Annotated in this window: 16 protein-coding genes; 6 read left to right on the top strand and 10 right to left on the bottom strand. The window is 73.1% G+C overall.

Translation table 11 applies throughout. The annotated features are described in order from the left end of the window. Positions 1-16: 16 nt before the first annotated feature. Positions 17-4,063 carry a carboxypeptidase regulatory-like domain-containing protein gene (locus V2S66_RS11585; protein ID WP_330794536.1) on the bottom strand — a complete coding sequence of 1,349 codons (4,047 nt, stop codon included), beginning with the start codon at positions 4,061-4,063 and terminating at the stop codon, positions 17-19. 449 nt (positions 4,064-4,512) lie between these two features. Here V2S66_RS11585 and V2S66_RS11580 point away from each other — a divergent pair, with 449 nt between their 5' ends. After that, positions 4,513-4,788 carry a WhiB family transcriptional regulator gene (locus V2S66_RS11580; RefSeq protein WP_330794535.1) on the top strand — a complete coding sequence of 92 codons (276 nt, stop codon included), beginning with the start codon at positions 4,513-4,515 and terminating at the stop codon, positions 4,786-4,788. Here V2S66_RS11580 and V2S66_RS11575 read toward each other — a convergent pair. Next, on the bottom strand, positions 4,772-5,494 hold the full coding sequence (locus V2S66_RS11575; RefSeq protein WP_330794534.1) for a hypothetical protein: 723 nt from the start codon (positions 5,492-5,494) through the stop codon (positions 4,772-4,774). The genes V2S66_RS11580 and V2S66_RS11575 overlap by 17 nt on opposite strands. Positions 5,495-5,848: 354 nt before the next feature. On the opposite strand from V2S66_RS11575, the gene V2S66_RS11570 reads away from it, so the two are divergent. Together V2S66_RS11570 and V2S66_RS11565 are read left to right on the top strand one after the other, a co-directional pair. Beyond that, positions 5,849-6,811: a helix-turn-helix domain-containing protein gene (locus V2S66_RS11570; RefSeq protein WP_330794533.1), complete on the top strand. Its 963-nt coding sequence runs from the start codon at positions 5,849-5,851 to the stop codon at positions 6,809-6,811. A gap of 14 nt (positions 6,812-6,825) precedes the next feature. Beyond that, entirely contained in the window at positions 6,826-7,806 is a 981-nt protein-coding gene (locus V2S66_RS11565; protein ID WP_330794532.1) for a helix-turn-helix domain-containing protein, read from the top strand. A gap of 72 nt (positions 7,807-7,878) precedes the next feature. Here V2S66_RS11565 and V2S66_RS11560 read toward each other — a convergent pair whose 3' ends face one another. The 4 genes from V2S66_RS11560 to V2S66_RS11545 all read right to left on the bottom strand — a co-directional run bounded on the left by V2S66_RS11560 (position 7,879) and on the right by V2S66_RS11545 (position 10,954). Next, positions 7,879-8,745 (bottom strand): alpha/beta fold hydrolase, encoded by an 867-nt coding sequence (locus tag V2S66_RS11560; protein ID WP_330794531.1) that lies wholly within the window; start codon positions 8,743-8,745, stop codon positions 7,879-7,881. A gap of 37 nt (positions 8,746-8,782) precedes the next feature. Beyond that, a complete protein-coding gene (locus tag V2S66_RS11555) occupies positions 8,783-9,259 on the bottom strand; it encodes a cupin domain-containing protein (protein ID WP_330794530.1) in 477 nt (158 codons plus the stop codon). 82 nt (positions 9,260-9,341) lie between these two features. After that, positions 9,342-10,148: an SDR family NAD(P)-dependent oxidoreductase gene (locus tag V2S66_RS11550; RefSeq protein ID WP_330794529.1), complete on the bottom strand. Its 807-nt coding sequence runs from the start codon at positions 10,146-10,148 to the stop codon at positions 9,342-9,344. Then, positions 10,145-10,954 (bottom strand): alpha/beta hydrolase, encoded by an 810-nt coding sequence (locus V2S66_RS11545; RefSeq protein WP_330794528.1) that lies wholly within the window; start codon positions 10,952-10,954, stop codon positions 10,145-10,147. Before V2S66_RS11545 ends, V2S66_RS11550 begins: the two co-directional genes overlap by 4 nt. A 351-nt stretch (positions 10,955-11,305) precedes the next feature. Between V2S66_RS11545 and V2S66_RS11540 the strand changes: the two genes are divergently transcribed. Beyond that, entirely contained in the window at positions 11,306-12,067 is a 762-nt protein-coding gene (locus V2S66_RS11540) for a maleylpyruvate isomerase family mycothiol-dependent enzyme (RefSeq protein WP_330794527.1), read from the top strand. Between the two features lie 181 nt (positions 12,068-12,248). Then, on the top strand, positions 12,249-13,484 hold the full coding sequence (locus V2S66_RS11535) for a serine/threonine-protein kinase (RefSeq protein ID WP_330794526.1): 1,236 nt from the start codon (positions 12,249-12,251) through the stop codon (positions 13,482-13,484). Positions 13,485-13,581: 97 nt separating this feature from the next. Here V2S66_RS11535 and V2S66_RS11530 read toward each other — a convergent pair whose 3' ends face one another. From V2S66_RS11530 to V2S66_RS11520, 3 genes are all read right to left on the bottom strand, one after another. Beyond that, positions 13,582-14,298 (bottom strand): hypothetical protein, encoded by a 717-nt coding sequence (locus V2S66_RS11530; protein ID WP_330794525.1) that lies wholly within the window; start codon positions 14,296-14,298, stop codon positions 13,582-13,584. Between the two features lie 575 nt (positions 14,299-14,873). Then, on the bottom strand, positions 14,874-16,235 hold the full coding sequence (locus tag V2S66_RS11525; RefSeq protein ID WP_330794524.1) for a chloride channel protein: 1,362 nt from the start codon (positions 16,233-16,235) through the stop codon (positions 14,874-14,876). Next, positions 16,232-16,399, bottom strand: a complete 168-nt coding sequence (locus V2S66_RS11520; RefSeq protein ID WP_330794523.1) for a hypothetical protein — start codon at positions 16,397-16,399, stop codon at positions 16,232-16,234. The genes V2S66_RS11525 and V2S66_RS11520 overlap by 4 nt, the downstream gene beginning before the upstream one ends. Before the next feature lie 490 nt (positions 16,400-16,889). Here V2S66_RS11520 and V2S66_RS11515 point away from each other — a divergent pair, with 490 nt between their 5' ends. Further along, positions 16,890-17,936 carry a sodium:calcium antiporter gene (locus V2S66_RS11515; RefSeq protein ID WP_330794522.1) on the top strand — a complete coding sequence of 349 codons (1,047 nt, stop codon included), beginning with the start codon at positions 16,890-16,892 and terminating at the stop codon, positions 17,934-17,936. Positions 17,937-18,107: 171 nt separating this feature from the next. Here V2S66_RS11515 and V2S66_RS11510 read toward each other — a convergent pair whose 3' ends face one another. Continuing rightward, complete coding sequence (locus V2S66_RS11510; RefSeq protein WP_330794521.1) at positions 18,108-19,412, bottom strand: NAD(P)/FAD-dependent oxidoreductase; 1,305 nt, start codon at positions 19,410-19,412, stop codon at positions 18,108-18,110. Positions 19,413-19,999: the final 587 nt, after the last annotated feature.

The following is a 19,999-nucleotide window of genomic DNA, read 5'->3' as shown; positions in this document are numbered from 1 at the left end:
GCCCCGGGCGCGCCGGTCACGGGGCCTGCCGCAACGTGAAGTCACCGGGAGTCGAACGCCCCTTGGCCAGCTTCACCCGGGTCGTCGCCGAGGCGTAGCCCTCCCTCGACACGGTCACGGTGAGCGGGCCGCCGCGGGCGTCGAGCCACAGGGCGAAGGTGCCGTCCGGTGCGGTCGTCACCGTATGGCTCGCCGTCCTGCCGTCGAGCCGGACGGCGGCCCCCGCGAGGGGCGCGGTCCCGCCGGCGCCGTCGTCGCCGAGCACGGTGCCGGCGTACCGGCCCCATCCCTTGGGCGGTTTGACGGTCATCGTCACGGGGATCGCGGCGACGTGGTAGGGCGTGTCGGTGCTGACGCCCAACTGCGCGAGGTAGTCGCCCGGTCCGGTGACCTCGGAGACCGTGGCGTCCAGGGAGACGGTGACCGTGGCGGTGGCCCCCGGGCTCAGTGTCGCCTGCTGTCCGTGCAGGTCGAGCCAGGTGACGTCGTCCGTACGGTCGCCCTGGTCGTATCCGGGCAGCACGCTGGCGGTGGCGACCGGCGGCAGGAGGCCGGAGGTGCCGCGTCTGCCTCCGACGCTGTAGAAGCCGGGAGCCGCACCGCCGCGGTAGACCGCGCTCGCGGCGTTGGGCAGCGCCGTCCAGGCGCCGGCCTGCGGGTCGTAGGCGAAGCCCCTGTTGGTGACACCGGCCGCCGCCCTGCCGCCGATGGTGAGAAGCCGGCCGTTCGCTGCCGTGTGGGCCGATCCCCACAGCGCGAGGGGCATGTCAGCGATCCGCGACCAGGCGTCGGTCACCGGGTCGTAGGCGTAGGCGTGCTTCGTGATACCGCTGTCGGTGTTGCCGCCGGCGCAGTAGAGCACGTCGGCGATCTCGCCGCAGGCGGTCCAGGAGATGGTCTCGGGGTACGAGGCCATCGCCGACCAGGTGTCGGTGCGCGGGTCGTAGGCGTACACGTCCGTGGTGAGGCAGGAGTCCTTGGCGCATCCGCCGACGACGTACAGCCTGCCGTCCACGACCGCGCTGCCGGAGGCCGCGTAGGGCCTGGGTGAGGGCGCCCCGGTGGTCCAGGTGTCGGAGGCCGGGTCGTATATCTCCAGGGTGGCGTCGGGTGTGCCGTCGGTGCGCCATCCGCCGACGGCGTAGAACTTGCCGCCGATGAATCCTCCGGCCGGCGCGTCGCGGCCGTCGGTCGCCGCAGCCAGTTGCGACCAGGTGTCGGTGCCCGAGTCGTAGGCGTACAGATCCGAGGTGTAGGTGGTGCCGTCGTACCCGAAGGCGGAGTAGAGCCGGCCGCCGTCCGCGGCGACCGCGCTGTCCATGACGGGCGACGGCAGGTCCGCCACCGGCTGCCAGGCGTCGCCCCCGGCCGGGGGCGACGGCCCGGTCCCGGCGGGGCCGGGGCTGCTGAGTCGCTCGGTGACGGTGAAGGTGGCGGGAGCCCGGCCGGTGTTCTTCACCGTCAGCTTCTTCGTGGCCGCGCCGTCCCACGGCAGGGTCTTCTCCACCGCTGCCGACGTGAGGGAGAGCCTTCCCGCCTGGAGACCGCGGTCGACCCGGGCCACTCCGTCCGGCGCCACGCGCGCCGTCCCGGTCCCGGAGGCGAACCTGCTCTTGGTGATCGTGAAGGACCGCCTGCCGGGAGGGTCGGAGAAGAACCAGTAGAAGCCGTCGTCCAGCTGCGGATCGCTCGGAGTGGCCACCGTCAGGCCCGTCTGCCCGGCGTCGTCGGCGTCGCGAACGGTCGCACCGAGGACGCCGGCACCGGTGTTGGCGTCCTTGATGACACCGGCCACCAGTCCGCCGCTCACGGGAGTGAGGGGTCGGTCGCCGACGAAGACGTCGTCCAGTTCCCACCACAGGTTGTAGGCGCCGGTGAAACGGAACCGCACCTGTACGGTCCTGGCTCCGGCGTAGGCGGCGATCGGGATCTCGATGTGCCCGGTCTGTGTGACGGTGTACGTCCGCAAGGTGGTCCAGGTGGCGCCGCCGTCGGTCGTGATGTCGACCGCGCCGCTCTGACCGGTCTGGTGGAAGTAGTTCATGTCGAACGAGATGCGGGGCCTCGCGTAGTCGCCGAAGTCGTAGACCGGGCTCACCAGGGACGTGTCCTGCCGGCGGCCCCCGCCGCCGAAGTAGTAACTGTCGGCTATCGCGAAGCCGCCGCTGCCTCCGGTGGTGTTCGTCCGGTGTCCGGGGTCGGAGAACTGCCAGCCACCGGTGGTGCCCGCCGCGTTGACGACGCTCCAGCCGTCCGGCGGGGAGTCCGTCGCGTCGAACGGCTCGGTGCGGCCGACGGTCCCCACCGCATAGCCCGCGACGGTGTCCTTCTCGGCGTCCACGGGCAGGGCGACGTCGACCGCTCCTGTCGAGGCTCCGACGGTGACGTCCTTCGTGACCGTCCGGTACCCGGGGTACTGGGCGACGATCTTCAGCGTGTAGTCGTGGTCTTCCGGCAGCGTCAGCTCGTAGGCGCCGGTGTAGGGGTCCGTGAAGACCGGCGCGCCCGGCACGTCCTGGGCGGTGACCGACGCGTAGAGCGGATATCCGTGGCCGGAACCGTCGGTGACCCTGCCGGTGACGGTCCGGGACGCGGCGGCGTCCAGCGCGATGTCCCGTGTGACCGAGTCGCCGTCGGCGACGGTCACGGCCTGGACGGTCCTGGTGCGGTAGCCGTAGGCGGCGGCGCGCAGATCGTAGCTGCCGGGCGGCAGCGTGAGCGCATAGTGCCCGTGGGAGTTCACGGTGACCTGGTAGCCGTCGGCGGTGACGGTGGCCGATGCCACCGGGGCTCCGGCCGAGTCCGTGACGGTGCCGCTCACCCGGCCGTTCGGGTAACTGCGGAAGGCGGCGAGCCCGTTGGGCGTGCCGAGGCCCGTCGGCCCGTCGTAACCGGCCGCCGCGGCGCACAGATAGGCCGGCGTGCAGGTGCCGTTCACGCCGCTGGTGACGTCGTTGAGGGCGGACCGGCTGAAGTAGGGGTAGGAGTTCGGATAGCTGCCCGCGGCGGGGACACCGGCCGCGGCGTAGACACCGGTGATGAGGGGAGCGGCGGCGCTGGTGCCGCCCATCACTCCCCAGCCGCCGGCGCCGTACGTCTGGTAGACCGCGAGACCGGGGCGGACGTCGGCGACCGCGGCCACGTCGGCCTCGGAGCGCCCGTCACAGCCTGTGTCCGTCTGGAAACCGGGTTTGGGCTCGTACACCGAACACCCGGAACCGGTCGCGTACCACGCCGACTCGGCCCAGCCGCGCGACGTGGTCGTGCTCCGGGTGAGCGTCGTGCCGCCGACGGCGGTGACGAACGAGGAGGCGGCCGGGTACGTCACGCCGTACCCGAGGTCGCCGGAGGAGGCCACCATGACGACACCGGGATGGTTGTAGTGGGTGTCGAACTCGGTCGCCTCCGCGGGGTCCTCACCGCTGCCGGGCGCGCTGGTGTAGTTGCTCCCGTAGGAGTTGGAGACGTACTGCACGCCCTGTGCGACCGCCTGGTCGACGGCGGCGAACATGTCCTCGAAGAGGGAACTGTCCGCCTCCACCAGCAGGATGTGAGCGGCGGGCGCGGCAGCCGAGACCATGTCCATGTCGAGGGATGCCTCCCCCGCCCAGCTGACGTCGGGTGCCGGGTAGTCGGCGCCGCCCCGCTGATCGACCTTGCGGAAGCAGCCGTTGGCGGTCGTGCACGGGGGCAGACCGAACTGGGCGCGGTAGACGGCCAGATCGGCCTCCGCCGTCGGGTCGTCGTCGGCCACCACGATGGCGACGGTGCGGCCCCCACCCCCGTCCGCCGGGAGGTTGTACGCGCTCCGCAGGTCCGCCGCACCGTACCCGTCGGGTGTCCCGGCGACCGCCCATGCCTGCTGGTGCCTGCCGGGTTCAATGCGCCGCAGGGCGAAGCACCCCACCCTGCCGGGCTGCGGCACATCGCACACCGGCTCGACGAGCGGCTCGGTGGTCCGCACGGCCGCGTCGCCGCCCGATTCCGCCGCCGCTGCCACGGCAGGAGGCAGACCGGAGAGCAGCACCGCCACCGCCGTCGCGACGACAGCCGCCAGGCGCACGGGCGCCGGCCCACGCCTCGCAGTGAGCAGCCTTGGTATTCGCAACGTGCGACTCCTGCGCGCTTGCACCCCGGACCACCTCCGGGGACAGCCAGTGGAAGACGAACTCATGTTCACCACAGACGTTTTCGCAGATGGGCCGATGAGAAGTCAAGTAACCGTATTTGTCAGCATGTTTCGGTTGTGCGACATGGCACCGGCGAGATCGGCGCCGGCCTGGACGGAAGCCTAGGAGCCGGGAACCGGCCGGTGCGCCTGTCCGCGCACCGGCTCTGTTCCGTGCGCGCACGGTTCCCGCGGCGCACGGTCGGCGGGAACGGCGAGCCGCGCCCTGGGAAAGCGGGCACGGGAGGAGTGCCTCCCTGGGCAAGGCCCCGTGCATGCGTCGACGCGAGCCGGACGCACCGGTTCCTAGGGTTTCCCCCTGTCCGCTTTCTGAGGAGATGAGCATGAAGATATCGACCAAGCCGCTTCTTCGGGTCTGGGCATGGCAGAAAGAGGCCGCCTGCCGAGGTATGGACCCCTCCGTCTTCTTCTCACCCGTCAGCGAAAGGGGGCGGGCCCGTCGACGCCGGGAGGAAGCAGCACGGGAGATCTGCCGCGCATGCCCCGTGAGCGGTCCCTGCGGACGCTTCGCCCACACCTCGCAGCAGGAGTACGGCGTCTGGGGCGGCTACACCGAGAAAGAGCGGCGTTCCATCCGGCGCATCACCGACCGAAAGTGATCCCGCGGCTTCCGCGGCCGGGGACACGGGGCTCCCCCGCCCGCGCGGGCACGCGGTCGCCGGCATGTCGCTGTGCCATGAGGAGCGGAATCCCGCGGAGGTCGTCCAGCGTCAGAACGGCCCCCGCCAGGGCGCAGGCGGCCCGCATACCGATCAGGCTGTCGACCTCGCCGGGCTCCAGGTCCTCCCAGTCGGCGATCCCGGCGGACGCGAAGGCGGCGGCCAGCTCGGCGGGCATGGCAGGAAGCCGCTCCGCCAGGCGGAGATCCTCGATGACGACCTCCTCGACCGCCTCGCCGTCCACCGCATAGCGAAGACCCGCGTGGCCGTTGATGGCGCACACCGTCGCGACGGCCGTCCGTCCGCCACGGGAGAGGACCTCCGCCGCGCCGTCGAAGGTGTATCCCAGATCGTCGTAGACGAAGGTCCATTCCCCGATGCGTCCGGCCAGCAGCGTGGCGGCGTCTCCCGTGGCGCCGGCGAACGCGGCGCCCGGCAGCGACGTGTACGGGTTCGGCTTCGTGCCGGGCAGCACGCAGGGTCGGATCGAACCGGGCTCGACGCCGAGGGCCTCCAGAGCCCGGGCCGGTTCGACGTTCCGCGCGACATGCAGACTGTGGTGCGGGTCCTGGCAGGCCAGGCCGCGTATCCACACCGGCAGCCCGTCCGGATCGAGCGTGTTCCGCGGAAATCCCGGCGTCACCATGGGCGACCTCTTTTCCGTTCTCTGTCCTGTGCCGACGCACCCGGGGGGATGCCCGGCAACTCGACGGTGAGCCTTGGTCTGCCGCTCATTCCCGTCAACGTCCGGCGGCCGGATCTGCTCGAAAGCGCAACCGGGGTGCCCGCACGGACAGCGCCGGGACACCTGCCCCGCAGGGCGTCCCGGGAATTCTTCCTGCACTTCTTCCTGGTACCGCCCGTGAAGCTGCGATGTGCTGAGACAGCTCGCTGTGAGCCCTCCGGCCGCTCCGCTCGTCGTCGGACGAGCCGGCCGGAGACCGCTCCGCTGGACGGCCGCGTCGGCTACGCGTCCGCATGACCTCGTCAGGGAGTTGCCGTGTCCGTGGTTCTGTCCACTGCTTCTCTGTCCGTGTCGGACCGGGCGGACTACTGGCAGGACGCCGTGTCGCGGGCGTTCGTCCCGCTGGATGTCGTCCTGCACGAGGACGCGCCGGCGGCAGCGTCGATCGTCACCCGCCAGGTGGGCTTCCTGCAGGTCTCCACGGTCACCGCCGGACCGCAGACGGTCACCCGCAGTCCCCGCATGATCGCGAGGGACGGTGAGGAGACGCTGGCCCTCACACTCCTGCACCGAGGGACCGCCGAGCGTTCGCAGGACGGCCGGGAGGCTGTCGTGCGCCCCGGGCAGTTCTCGCTCTCGGACTCCAGACGCCCCTTCAGCAAGTCGCTGCCGCAGGCGTTCAGCCTCACCTCGTTCCACTTCCCCAGGTCCGCTCTCGGAGTCACCGACCTCGCACTGCAAGCGGTGACCGCCACACCCTTCGGCGAGGACGAGGCGCTCTCCGCGCTTCTGTCCGGGCACCTGAAGCGCCTCGGCGAGAGCGCGGCAGCGGTCCCCGTCGCACAGGCCGACAGGCTCGCCGCGGTCACCTGTGACCTGCTGGCCTGCCTGATCCAGGAGAGACAGGGCCGGCTGGCCCCCCAGGAGCCCGCGGCGGTCCAGGCGATGCTCCTTCGCGTCAAGGAGTACATGCTGCGGCATCTGGCGGATCCGGACCTGACCCTCGTGTCGATCGCCGCCGCGCACCACGTGTCGCTCCGGTACCTGCACAAGCTCTTCGAGTCCGAAGGCGTCACCGCGGCGCGGTGGCTCCAGCAGCAGCGCCTGGAGTGCTGCCGGAAGGAGCTGGCGCGGGCGACGTCCCACGCCCCGAGCGTGGCGATGGTGGCCCAAGGCTGGGGATTCGCCAACGCCTCCCATTTCAGCCGGGTCTTCAGACTCGCCTACGGCACCTCCCCCCGGGAGTACCAAGCAGCCGCGCGCAGGCGTTCGAGGTGAGGGAGACCCTGCACATGGCGCCCGCTCGTACGCCGAACGAGGCCCAGGCCGCCCGCCGGTCCGCCGACACCTCGCCGGGCCACTGGCACCGGGCCCTGCACGGCACGCTCGGGGCGGTCGACGTCGCCGTCCCCTACGAGCAGCACTCGGGAACCGTCCGGACATACCGGCTGAGCCACGTGAAGGTCGCCACCGTGGAGGGGAGCGCGATGCGCCTGTGGAGGGCGCGGCCACCCGTCACCGGCGGCGACGGCCTCCTCGTCGTCATGCTGGTGGTCAGCGGAGCCGCGGTGGTCGAGCAGGACGGCCGCCGGGTCTTCCTGGACCCCGGCGAACTGGTCTTCTACGACACGGCGCGGCCGGTGTCGCTCGAGTTCCGCGGCCCGTTCTGCGTGAAGCTGATCGTCGTGCCACGCCGGCTCGTCGGTCTGCGAGACGGGCATCTCCGACGGATCAGCGCGACGGCGATCCGTCCCGACACGACCATGAGCGTGATGGCTGCCGGGTTTCTGGTGCACCTGGTCGATACGGCGGCGAACTGCCCCGCACCCGCGGGGGTCCCCCTCGCGAACAGCGCCATCGATCTTCTGAGCCTTCTGGCGGAGGAGCTGGTGAGCCTGAGGTCGCCGAGCCCGGCGAACCCCGACCGCCTGCCGGCGGTCAAGGAGTTCATCGAGCGGCACATCAGCGACCCGGACCTGACCCCGCAGAGGGTGGCCCGCGCCAACGCGATCTCCGTCCGGTACCTCCACAAGCTCTTCCAGGCCGACGGCGACACTCCCGGGCAGTGGATCCAGCGTCGCCGGCTGCAGAAGTGCCGAGGTGAACTGGCCGGGCTGGACGCCACGAAGCGTTCCATCGCCGGAGTGGCCCGTCAGTGGGGCTTCACCAGCGCGTCCCACTTCAGCCGGGCCTTCCGGTCGCTCTACGGGATCACCCCGGCCGAGTGGAGGGACCCCGGCGTGAAGGTCCTCAAAGAGTCGGTCGCCGGATGAAGGCGAGTGGTCCCGAAGAGGTCGGCGGGACCGCGGACGGCCGCGCGGTCCCGCCGCATGGTGGTCGCAGGGTCAGGCGGTGGCCCGCGCGGCCGCCTCGACGAGGTCGGTGACGGCCTCCGGGTGGGAGACCGGCACGGCGTGCGAGGCCCCCTTGACGGTCACCGTGTGCGCGTGGGCGCGCTCGGCCATGGCCTGCTCGGCCGCCGGCGGGATCGCCTGGTCCGCGCCGGCGACCAGGTACCAGGACGGGATGGTCCGCCAGGCCGGTGCGCTGCTGGGTGCGGCCAGCGCGGCCAGCGCGACCGGCCGCTGCGTGGCCGCCATCAGCCGGGCCTCGCGGGCCGGCACGTCCGCGGCGAAGACGCGCCGGAAGGCGGCCTGGTCGAGGTAGGCGTCCTGGCCGCCGGGGAACGACCGCACCACCAGGGACGACGGCAACTGGCTGCCCGGATACCCGCTCGTGATCCCCAGGCTGCTCTCGCCCTCGTCGGGTGCGAAGGCCGCGATGTACACCAGCGCCTTGACGTTGGTGTGTCCCGCGGCGGCGTCGGTGATCACCGCGCCACCGTAGGAGTGCCCGACCAGGACGACGGGCCCGGGGATGGAGGCCACGACGCTCGACACGTAGGCCGCGTCACCGGCCAGGTCGCGCAGCGGGTTCGCCGCGCCGACGACGGGGTAGCCCTCGCGCTCCAGCCGGGTGACGACTCCGTCCCAGCTGGAGGAGTCGGCGAAGGCGCCGTGCACCAGGACGATCGTCGGCTTGGGCGTTCTCGTCGCGGCGTGGGCCGCCGGGTTCGGGGCGGCGTCGGAACTCGCCGGGACGGCGAGCAGCGCCGCGGCCACCAGCGCGGGGATCACGACGCGCTTGCGCCGCAGCAAGGGCCGGCCGGACGGGGTGGGCCGAGCGGGCCGAGCGGGCTGGGATGGCTTCATGTCGACTTGCCTCCGGGGGTCGGTGTCTGGGGCGGGGTCACAGCGTCGGCGGCGGTCCGGTGACCCGCAGGCGGAAGGCCTCGGCCGAGCCCACGACGGCCGCCAGGTCGAAGGCCGGCGGCAGCTCACCGGCGTCGGCGACCGGGGTGCCGTTGGCCTTGAACCACTCCTCGATGAGGGCCGGGCTGAAGACGACGGCGATCCGGGCGCTCTCGGATCGGACCAGGTAGCTGTGCGGCACTCCGCGCGGGCCGTGGGCGACCTGCCCGGGGGTCAGGTCGTGGCGCTCGTCGCCCACGAAGAACGACACCTCGCCGTCGAGGACGAACCACAGCTCCTCTTCGTTCTCGTGCACATGCCGCGGAGGGGCGTGGCCTATCGGATCGGTGAACTCCATCAGGCTCATGGCGTCGCCGGTCGCGGAGCCCGGCAGCAGGATCCTGGCCTGCCCGCCGAGGAACCAGAACGGCTCGCGCTCGGCGGTGGGTTCGAAGCCGGGGAAATTCTTGATCACGGATGCTCCTTCGTGAGGGGGCGCGGTGCGGGGACGGCTGAGGAAGTCGGCCGGCGTGGTGGCCGGCTCCTCGTGACGGGGATCAGAGGGTGTCGGTCATGCCGCCGTCGATGAGGAAGTCGGCGCCGGTGACGTTGCCCGAACGCCGGCTCGCCAGGAAGACGACCAGGTCGGCCACTTCGGAGGGCAGGGTGAAACGGCCGGTGGCCGCCGCGGCCGCCGCGGTCTCGGCGACGGCGCCCGGATCGAGGCCCAGGCCGGCGCCGACGGTCGCGGCCACCCCGTCCGTTCCCTTCCACAGCGCGGTCTCGACCGGTCCCGGGCTGACCGAGTTGACCCGTACGCCCTGCGCGCCCACCTGCTTGGACAGCGCCTTGCAGAAGCTGGACAGGGCCGCCTTGGCGGCGCTGTAGTCGATGACCAGCGGGTCGGGGAGCCGGGCGTTGACCGAGGAGACGGTGACGATCCGGCCGTCGCCCGCGGCGATCAGGTGCGGCAGCGCGCTGCGGGTGGCACGGACGGCGGCCATGACGTTGACCGCGAACGTCCAGTCCCAGTCCGCGTCGGTGGTGGCCAGGAAGCCGTCGACGCGAGGACGTACCGCGCCGACGTTGTTCACCAGGACGTCGAGCCCGCCGTGCCGCTCGATCGCCGCGGCGACGAGCGTGCCCGGGCCTTCGGGGGTGGCCAGGTCGACCTCCACGACGGTCAGCTCGGCGCCGCCCCCGGTCAGGTCGTCGAGTGCGCCGGTACGGTTCCGCGTCCCGGCGACGACGCGGGCGCCCGCCGCCAGCAGGGCTTCGGTGACCGCCAGGCCGATGCCCCGGCCCGCGCCGGTGACCACGGCCGTCTGCCCGGCCAGGCCGAGGTCGAACGCGGCAGCGGTCACCGCGAGGTCCCCTGGCCCTGCCGGCGCAGCCAGGACAGCGCCGCGTCCGCCACCTCGCGCCAGCCGCCGTCGATCGTCAGCGAGTGCCCGCGGTCGGGGAAGGACAGGAACTCGGTGACGGCCTCGGAGTGCCGGTACTGCTTGAGCGTGGCGAGGGTGACCGCCTCGGGGACGGTGTGGTCCTTGCCGCCGGACATCAGCAGCAGCGGGCCGCGCCCGGAGTTCGCGGTGTCCACCTTCGCGGGCGAGTGGGGGTTGAAGTTCGCGGCGGCGGCCTCGAACAGCGGCTTGCCCGGCGCGGGGATGGTCCACCGCGCGTACAGCGCGTCGGACTCCTCCTCGGGGATGGCGTTGCCGAACGCGAAGCGGAACTGCTCGGCGGTCAGCGATACGGCGCGGTGCTTGTTCGCCGGGTTCGTGAACACCGGCAGCGTCGACCGCAGCGCGGACAGCGGCAGCGGCAGCACGCCCTTGATCTGGGCCGCGTCGATCGCCACGACGGCCGCGGCAAGGTCCTGCCCCAGCAGCTTCTGGGCGATCAGTCCGCCGAAGGAGTGGCCGATGAGGATCGGCGGCGTCTCCATGCCGCGGATGATCGCCGCGTAGTGCTCGACGACGTCGTCGATGCCGTGGCCGGCGATGCTCTCCGGGTTCTCCCGCGCCTCCTGCACGGTGTCGGGGTCGCCGGGCCACCCCGGTGCGGACGCGGGGTGCCCTTCGCTGTCGAACAGGTCGATCCACGGCTGCCAGGACGTGCTGTGCAGCCACAGGCCGTGGATGAAGAGGACCGGTGTCGGGCTGGTCATCAGGGTGGTGCCCTTCTCAGGATTGTTCGGAACGCGTGAGGGAGGGGGATACGAGGACGCGGGGTGCGGAGGCCGGCGGTTCGGGCGCTCGCAGCGGACCGGGCCGCTGGGGGCCCGCGTCACGGGCGCGATGTCATCGGAGGAGCTCCACTGGACTGCTGACATCACAGCATCCGGCCTGGTCCCTTCGAACCGGGGTCGTACCCCGGTCCTGGCGTGCGGCGGCCGCGTCGCGCGGCTGGGGATCTGCCCCGGTGCGAAGCCGGGGCGGGCTGTGGTGCGGTCGGTTCCCGCCGCCGACGGCCCGGAAATCAGGGTGCGCCGGCCGTGCCGGGTTGATAGGCAAGCGCCGTGACAGAGAGTCTTGAGTTCTCCGCCCTGCTGCACCTGATCGACGAGTGCTCGGCCGCGTTCCGCGGTGCGGTCGCCGCCGCGCCCGGCGTCGACGCGCCGGTGCCGTCCTGCCCCGAGTGGACGTTGTCCGATCTGGTGCACCACCTGGGTACGGGCCAGCGCTGGTGGGCCGCGATCGTCGCCGCGGGCCCGGCCGAGGCGCCGCCGGCCAAGGACGTCGCGCGGGTGCCGCGCGAGCGCGAGGCGCTGCTCGCCTGGTACGCCGAGTCGAACGAGCTGCTGCTGAGTGCGCTGCGCGAGGCCGGCCCGGAGCGCGCGTGCTGGACGTGGTGGGGCGCCGGCGTGTCACCGGCGAACGCCTGGGGCGTTGCCCGCCGCCGGGTGCACGAGGTGCTGGTGCACACCTACGACGCCCAGCTCGCCGCGGGCACCGTGCGGCCGATGCCGGCGGACGTCGCGATCGACGGCGTGGCCGAGTTCCTCGACACCTGCAACTCCACCCCGGCGGCCTGGCCGCACGAGGCCGCCACCATCCACTACCACGCCACCGAGGGCCGATCCTGGCTCCTCACGCTGGACGCCACCGGTGCCTGGCCCGCACCCCTCACGGACGACGCCGCGCCCGCCTCCGCCTCGGCCACGGGCACGGCCGAGCAGTTGCTCCTCCTCGTCTGGGGCCGCCTCACGCTGAGCGACCTGACGATCGAGGGCGACCCGCGGGTGTTCGAGCAGCTGATCGCCTGGGAGCCCGAGGAGTAGCCGGTCGACTCCGCGGGCGGACGGCCCTGATGACGTCCGTGTCGGCGAAGCGGGAACGGTCGGCGCCGCCCGGCGCCGCGGCGGCCGCGCGCCGCCGCGCCTGGGCGGCGTGGGTCTTCCGTCCAGGGGTAGGCGACCTCTCGCCGCGATGCCGATGCCGCACGGGGAGGTGGAGGACGCAGTGACCGACCTGTTCATGGGCCGCTACCGGCTGGGCCCCGTCATCGGACGCGGCGCGGCGGCTTCCGTGCACCGGGCCCTGGACGAGCGTCTGATGCGCGAGGTGGCCGTCAAAGTGTTTCGGCAGGACGCCGATCCCGACCTGGTCCGCCGATTCGAGGTCGAGGCCCGGCTCCTGGCGCAACTGCGCCACCCGGGCCTGGTGGAGATCTTCGACTTCGGCCACACCGCCCAGGGGCCCTATCTGGTGCTGGAGCTGCTGACCGGACCCACCTTGAGGGACCTCCTGCGCAGCGGGCCCCGCCCCCTGGCCGAGACCTTGCGCACCGGGCTGGACCTGGCACAGACCCTCGCGTACGTGCACGGCCAAGGCGTCGTGCACCGGGACGTCAAGCCGGCGAACATCCTGCTGGACCAGCACGGTCGCCCCAGGCTTGCGGACTTCGGCATCTCGCGGGTCGTGGACACCGCGGGCAGCACCCGCACCGGCATGGTGATGGGAACCGCCGCCTACCTCGCCCCCGAGCAGGTCCGAGGCCAGGGCGCCGGCCCCGCCGCGGACGTCTACGCCCTGGGCCTGGTGCTGATCGAATCCCTGACCGCCGAGCGGGCCTACTCCGGCCCGCCTGCCGAAGCGGCTGTCGCCCGGTTGCGGTGCCCTCCTCGGGTTCCCGCCGGACTGCCCCGGTCGCTGGCCCGGACCCTCCACCAGATGACCTGCGACGATCCCGAGAAGCGCATCAGCGCCGCGGATTGCGCCATAGCGCTGCGCACAACCCTGGGGAGCACGGACACGCCGCTTGAAGCCACCGCGGCCGCGCCCGGCCCGGCCGACGGGCAGGATGCCGGTCGTACCGCACAGGACGTCCACCTGCGTGCCGCCGGCCGACACCGGTATCGCCCGGCCGCCGCCGTCGCCGCGGCTCTGGCCGGGACCGGACTCGTCTGGAGCCTGGTCGCCGCAGGCAGCGCGGGCCATCCCCAGCTGTCGCCCCCCACTCCCGCGCCCTCCTCCTCCGCGCCCTCCCGCGCCGCCCCCAGGTCCACGACGGCCGAGCCGAGCGCATCGACCGCGGTCTCCGCGCACCCCACCGGCCCGGGCGCCGCCACGACCGGCGCCCCCGCCACGACGCGCATGCCGGCCGGGGGGCCCGCGCCGGCCTCGGGGAAGGCCGAAGTGGCGAAAGGCCGGGACAAGAACGCAGGGCACGGGCACGGGAAGGGCCATGGCAAGTGACACGCGCGGTCGCCGTGGTGCCCGCCGCCTGACCCGTGACGGGTGAGCGCTGATCCGTAGCCCAAGGTCCCGCCGGGGCTGCCGGGCTGCCGGGCGCTCAGTGGAGGATGCTGACCGCTCGGGCGATGACGAGGAGCGAGGTGATGAGCGCGGAGACGCTCTCCACGCTCATCAGCAGCTTGACCCGGGCGGACAGCGGCATGGTGTCGGTAGGGCTGAACGCCGTCGAGTTGGTCACCGAGATGTAGAGGTAGTCGACGAGCGTGGGCACCCAGTCGGCGTTGCTGCTGGCGCCGTCGGCGACCTCCTCGACGGTCCCGGCGTTCTCGTCCTGGGAGAAGCGGAAGTCCGCCAACGGCAGGTCCGCGCGCGGGCTCTGGGTGCGCGCCACGGGCCCGCCGCGGTCGAGTTCCCAGAAGGCCAGGCCGAAGGCGATGATGTTGGTGAGCCAGACCTGCAGCGCGGCGACGAGCAGCGAACGCCCGTCCTTCACCTCGGCGTACACCAGTTGGTGGACCAGGATGCCGAGCGAGATGAGGTTGCTGACCGCGATGACGAGGACCAGCGTGAGGGACAGCATCCTGAAGGTCCGGGTCTGCCGGGTGAGCCGCCGCGGGTTGATCGCGACCAGGGGGACCAGCAGCAGCAGCTCCAGCCCGGGCAGCACGTAGCGCGGCGCGATCAGGATCTGCTGCGGCAGCACCAGGTAGAGGGCGATGGCGACCAGGGTGGCGATCACGGCGGGAAGCCGGGGCTCCCCGCGTCGCTCGTGCCGGGGATGCCGGGTCCAGGCCTCGGCACGGGTCTTGACCATTCGTGGTGCCCCTCCGCGTTGCGCCGTGCCCGACGTCAGCCGCGGGGCAACGGATCATATCCGCCGCCTTCCCGCACGCGGGGGGCCCACCCGGCCCGGAGGTGGTCGCTTCCGCGCGCGGCCGGCGCCGGGGGCCGTGACGGCGGCCCCGTGAACGAAGCCCCGGCCCGTGCCGGCAGAGGCTTCGCTTGCCGCCGCACCGCGACGCGCGACGAGGGGGTGCGTCGGAACCGGGTCCGTACGGGGGAGGTCAGCCCTTGCGGGCGCCGCCCGTCTGCGGCTGTGGGTCGGTGGTGCAGCCGCCCTTGCGGCAGCCCTCGGTGGAGCAGGACATGGCGCTCACTCCTCTCGCGCGCATCGCAGGAACACGCCGGAACCGGACGTGGCAGAACAGGCGGAACGGGACGTGCCGACAACGGGAAGCCGGGGCGATCAGTCGTCGTCTACCCAGCGCCGAGCGGAGATCTCCTGGCACTTCGCGGGAAATCGCGGCAGCCGCCGGTGGCCGCGGACGGCTCGTCGCGGGCGCGCGTGCGGGCATCCGGTGACGCTCTTCTCGACCTGATCCGCCGGGTCTAGCCGGACGCCTGCTGCTCGGCGGCCGGCGCGTCAGCCGGTCGCGGGGTCAGCCTGAGGGTGAGGACGTAGGAGACCACCACCGCCACGATCACCAGCGGCATCACGGTGATTCCCGGCTTGCCCAGGAGCAGCGTGGCCAGCAGCAGGGAGACCAGCGGGAACTTGAGCATCGCGGCGGCCATCGCGCCCAAGCCCATCGCGAGCCCGGCGGTCGGGCCGAGCCCCGGCAGGTGGGAGAGGGCGATGCCACCGGCGGCGCCGACGAACATGGAGGGGAAGACCGGGCCGCCACGGAAGGCCGACAGGGACACGCAGTAGGCGGCGGCCTTGCAGAGGACCAGCACGGCCAGGGCCCCGCCGGAGTACTGCGCCCGCGTGGCGAGGAGGGGGCCGAGCCCGCTCTGGCCCGAGTACAGGACTCCCGACGCCGGGTGGCCGGTCCACTCCGCGTAGCCGAGGGCGATCGCGCCGACGGCGGCGCCGGCGAGCACGGTGGCCGGCAGCCGGCGGCGGGCGACCACCTTGAGCAGGCCGAGGGCGAGCCACCGGATTCCGGCCCCGAGCAGGGCCGCCGCCACGCCGATCACCAGCGCCCAGCCGAACCCGGCCGCGTCGGGTGCGCCGGCGTGCGGGACGTCCGGCAGGGTGAGCGAATAGGTGCCCAGGCCGGTCCAGGAGCCCAGGCCGGTGAACATCAGCGCACCGATGCCGGAGGCGAGCAGTCCGGGCACCAGGACGACGTCGAGCAGCTGTCCCCCCAGGCCGGACATCTCCATGAGCAGGAAGGCGCCCAGCAGGGGCGAGCCGAGCAGCGTGCTGATCGCGGCAAAGCTCCCGGAGGCTCCGACGACCGCGGTCGCCTGCTTCGGGAACGACTTCCTCGTCAGCCGCAGCGCGGCCACCGCCATTCCGCTGCCCAGGGCGATGAGCGGGGCCTCCGGGCCGACGACCGCCCCGAGCGCGAGTGAGGCCACAGCGGCGAGCACCACGCCCGGCACGGCGGCCGGCGGGGTCGGCCCCGAGGACACGAAGCCGTGGGCCGGTTCGTGTCCGCCGCCGCCGGGGAGGTAGCGGACGATCGGGCCGACCAGGAGCCCGGCCACGGCGAGCAGGGGCACGGGCCACCAGTCCGGCGTGCCGTGGAAGCCGAGGGCCTTCGGCAGGTCGGTGTAGGTCAGCGACTGGAGCTTGTCGACGAGGGCGAGGAAGCCGAAGGCCGCCACCGAGACCGGGACGCCGAGGACCGCGGCGACCAGGAGCAGCACCGCGTATCCGCGGCCGCGGACGAGCGCGACGGGGTTCGCCGCGGCTGCCGGGGGCCCTCCGTCCGGCGCGGCCCCGCCGCTCGGGGAGGTCACGCGAGGACCTCGACGGTCCTCGCGGGCGGGACGCCGGTCGGGACCGCGCCGAGGAGAGTGCGGCAGCCCCGGCGGCTGCGGCCCCGGCCCGGGTGCCCGTCCCTGCCGTCGGCGGTGGGCCCGGAGATCCTCCGGCCGCCCTCCGCCGGCATCTGCTCCGCCATGCGATGGCCTTCCCGCTCGGTGGGCGTTGCCCCGGGCTCGGGTTCCCGCCGCCCCGGGGCCGTTCCCTCAGGTCCGATCATGGCCGCCGCGAGGTGATCCGGCATCACGGCCCGGCCGCGGCGGGGTGACGGCCTGCGCGGCGCCAAGGCGCGAATACCGGGATCTGCTGCGCCGGACGGGGGCCGGCGTGTGCGTGACGAGGTCGCGAGCGCGGCGCGGGCAGGCGGCTGAACGGGTCGGCCTCCGGTGGCGACGTCCGGGAAGAGCGTCGTGCCGCCGTCGACGCGGAGCGTCGCGCCGACGAGTGGCCGAGGAGGTCCAGCACCACCGCGCCGCGCCGGGGACGGAACGACGCGCCCGCAGGCACCCGGTTCGAGCCGCCACGTCACTCGGTCGGCCCAGCCGCGTGCCGCGCGGGGGGAGCCGCGAGGCCGTGCTTCCCGCGTGTCGTTCCAGGCTTCCGCGGCGCCGGAAGGCTGGATGGTGCGTGTGATCCATTTCGTCCTGCTGGTCGTCTGCGCGGCCGCGATCTATCTCTCCTGCGAGTGGTTCGTCAACGCCGTGGAGTGGCTGGGCCGACGCCTGGACGTGGGCAGGATGGCGGTCGGCACCATCCTGGCCGCCTTCGGCACCGCGCTGCCGGAATCGGTGGTGACGCTGGTCGCCGTGACCACCGGCAGCACCGCCGAGGCCAAGGACGTCGGCGTCGGGGCGGCCATGGGCGGCCCGCTGGCGCTGTCCACCATCGCCTACGGCGTGACCGGTCTCATGCTGCTGCTCAGGCGCCGGCGGCGTGCGGCCGAACTCCACGCGGAGACGGGCCTGGTGCCCGCCGGGCCGCGGACGCAGGCCCTGGGGGACGAGAAGGCCGTGCGGCGGCTGGCGAAGGACCAGACGTGGTTCCTGCCGATCTTCGGGGTGAAGGTCGCCCTCGGTCTGGTGGCCTTCTCCTTCAAGCCGGTCCTCGGCGTGCTGTTCTTCGCCGCGTACGGCGTCTACTTCTGGCGTGAGATCCGCGCCGGCGACGAGGGCGGCGGCGCCCATGAGGAGCTGGAGCCGCTCAGGTTGCAGCGCGGGGCCGCCTCCCCCGCCACCTGGGCGGTCGTCGCGCAGACCCTGCTCACGCTCGCGGTGATCTTCTTCGCCTCGCAGCTGTTCGTGAAGCAGCTCGACGCGATCGGCCCGATGCTGGGCCTGTCCGGCGCGGTCACCGCGCTGCTGCTCTCCCCGGTGGCGACCGAGCTTCCCGAGGTGATGAACGCGGTGATCTGGGTGCGGCAGGGAAAGACCGATCTGGCGCTGGCGAACATCTCCGGGTCGATGATGATCCAGGCGACGGTGCCGAGCGGGCTCGGTCTGCTCTTCACCTCCTGGAAGTTCGACGCCGCGCTGGTCTGGTCGGGGGTGATCACCATCGCGGCGATCGTCTACCTGCTGCTCACCATGCGGGCCCATCGCCTCACCGCGGGCCGCCTGGCCGCGGCGGCCGCCTTCTACGTCGCCTTCGCCGCCGGGCTGGTCCCCCTCCTGCTCTGAGCCTCCTGCTCCGAGCCCCCCCCTCTGGGCCTCCCGCTCTGGGCCTCCGGTCCCGCCGACGGCGGGTCGCGTGTCCCGGCCACGGCCCGAGACGAGCGACGGCGACGCGCCGCTTCCCACCCCACCGCGGCGGGAGGTGGGAGGCGGCAACCGGTCAGCGGCGGCAACCGGTCAGCAGAGGCCGAACGGCGGCTTCAGGTAGCCCGGCCTGGTCACGTCCGTCCGGCGCTGCGCGGGCGCCGCCCGCGGCTGGAAGGTCTCCTGGGGGATCGGGCAGTCCCACGGCTCGCCCAGCACGATCCGGGCCGCGAGCCTGCCGATCTCGTCAGAGCCGCGGGCGCCGTGGCCGTTGCCCCCCGCGACCACGGTCAGCGAGTCGTCGCCGTCGAGATGGCCGATGTAGGGGTAGCGGGACGGGGTCTTCTCGATGATGCAGCATGCCTCGCGGACCGAGACCGGTGCCAGCGACGGCACCATCAGGCGCATCATCCGGCTGAGGAAGTCGGCCTGCTCGGGGGTGATGCGCTGGGCGGAGTACCACGCGCGTATCTCGTCGGCCGTCTCCAGCTCCTCGATGATCGGCTGCATGCCCGGCCCGATCCGCACGTACCACTTGCCGTCCGGGTAGCGGATCGGCGGCAGCAGGTAGACCGTCATGTTGTCGTTGCCGGTGTCCTCCGGATCGACGGTGACGATGGCCGGCAGCGTCTGAAGGTGCTCCAGCTGCTCGTCGGCCACCTCGTACAGCAGGTTCGGCTCGGTGAAGATCTGGAAGTCCAGCTCGGAGCCCGGCGGAAGGGCGCCGGACAGGTTGGCCATGGCGCCGGCGGCGACGACCAGCTGCCGGGCCTCGACCTCCTCGACGGCGCCCGCCGCCTCGGTGCGTATGCGCCACGGTCCGGCCGCCCCGTCGCGGGAGACGGAGGTGACGGTGGCGCGCAGCAGCCGCGCGCCGGCCGCCTGGGCGAGGTTCAGCTGGGCCGCCACGAGCTGGCGCGGGTTCAGGTACCCGGCCTGCTTCCGCTCCAGCAGCCCCTCCGTTCCGCCTTCGAGGGGGATCGCGCCGAGAGCGGGCAGCTCCTGCACGATCGCGTCCGCGGAGAGCCGCTCCACGTCGATGCCCTCGCTGCCGCACTGGTCGAGGATGGCGTCGGTGCGGTGGGTGATCGAGCGTGCCATGAGCACGAGCGAGCCGCACTCCTGGAAGAAACTCGTGCCCGCCTCCGCCTCGATGTCCCGGAACCGTCCCAGTGAGCGGGCGTCCAGAGCCCCCCAGACCGGGTCCCAGCCGAGCCGCCGGGTGATCCTGGCCTCGTCGAAATGGGCTCCGAAGTCGGCCAGTTGGGCCTGCGCCAGATCAGGGGGCTCCTCGGGGCCGACGACCATCACCTCGGCGCCGGCCCGACTGAGATACTTCGCCGCGGCGGCCCCGAACATGCCAGCGCCGACGACCACTGCCTCATACGTCTTTGTCACTGGGACCCTTCACCTTCGACGTCGTGTGTCTGCTGTGCTGACTTCCGCGTGAGCGGGGCCGCGGCAGGAGCGTCGAAGCCGGCGTCTTCACCCGAACCCCCGTCACCGGCTCCCCGCCCCCGCCCAGACCGCCGTAACCTCCGACATCCCGGCTCTGTCCTCTTCCCTCCGACGACTCCAACTGCCCGGAGGGCGTCCCGCGGTTCACGCAGCGGGTCTCCGAGCGTTCCGGAAACGTCGACGAACGGCGGGGCGGCGTCAGGACAGCGGAGCGGCGTCGGCGGCGCGACCCCCGGGATTTCGCGGGCGGTCGTGCGCCGGTCGGGCGGCGGCCCGGTCGCGGTCGCAGCGTGGCCGCCCGCCCTTCCGCGGGCCGCTCGCGGCGGGCGTTCGGCGGCGCTCGTGTCGCCGTGACGCGCGGTGCGCGCCTTCCGCGGCCGGCGGGGCGGCGGCCGCCGTCCGGCGACCGGACGCCCCCTGTGTGACATGCGCCACACGCGCTCCGCTGTGCGCGGCGGCCTCCCGCGCCACCCGGTCGGACCCGGCGTGCGGGCGCGGTTGGTACGTTGGCGGTCCCGGCACGGCCC

Origin of the sequence: Actinacidiphila polyblastidii (assembly GCF_036353415.1) — a bacterium.
GTDB classification, from domain to species: domain Bacteria; phylum Actinomycetota; class Actinomycetes; order Streptomycetales; family Streptomycetaceae; genus Actinacidiphila; species Actinacidiphila polyblastidii.
The sequence above is the reverse complement of the archived record's forward strand: the minus strand, read 5'-3'. Positions and strand labels throughout refer to the sequence as shown.

Coding starts and splice junctions, on each gene's coding strand:
- V2S66_RS11580 (WP_330794535.1), top strand. CDS start 4,513: ATGAAGATATCGACCAAGCCGCTTCTTCGGGTCTGGGCATGGCAGAAA.
- V2S66_RS11575 (WP_330794534.1), bottom strand. CDS start 5,494: ATGGTGACGCCGGGATTTCCGCGGAACACGCTCGATCCGGACGGGCTG.
- V2S66_RS11565 (WP_330794532.1), top strand. CDS start 6,826: ATGGCGCCCGCTCGTACGCCGAACGAGGCCCAGGCCGCCCGCCGGTCC.
- V2S66_RS11560 (WP_330794531.1), bottom strand. CDS start 8,745: ATGAAGCCATCCCAGCCCGCTCGGCCCGCTCGGCCCACCCCGTCCGGC.
- V2S66_RS11545 (WP_330794528.1), bottom strand. CDS start 10,954: ATGACCAGCCCGACACCGGTCCTCTTCATCCACGGCCTGTGGCTGCAC.
- V2S66_RS11530 (WP_330794525.1), bottom strand. CDS start 14,298: ATGGTCAAGACCCGTGCCGAGGCCTGGACCCGGCATCCCCGGCACGAG.
- V2S66_RS11520 (WP_330794523.1), bottom strand. CDS start 16,399: ATGGCGGAGCAGATGCCGGCGGAGGGCGGCCGGAGGATCTCCGGGCCC.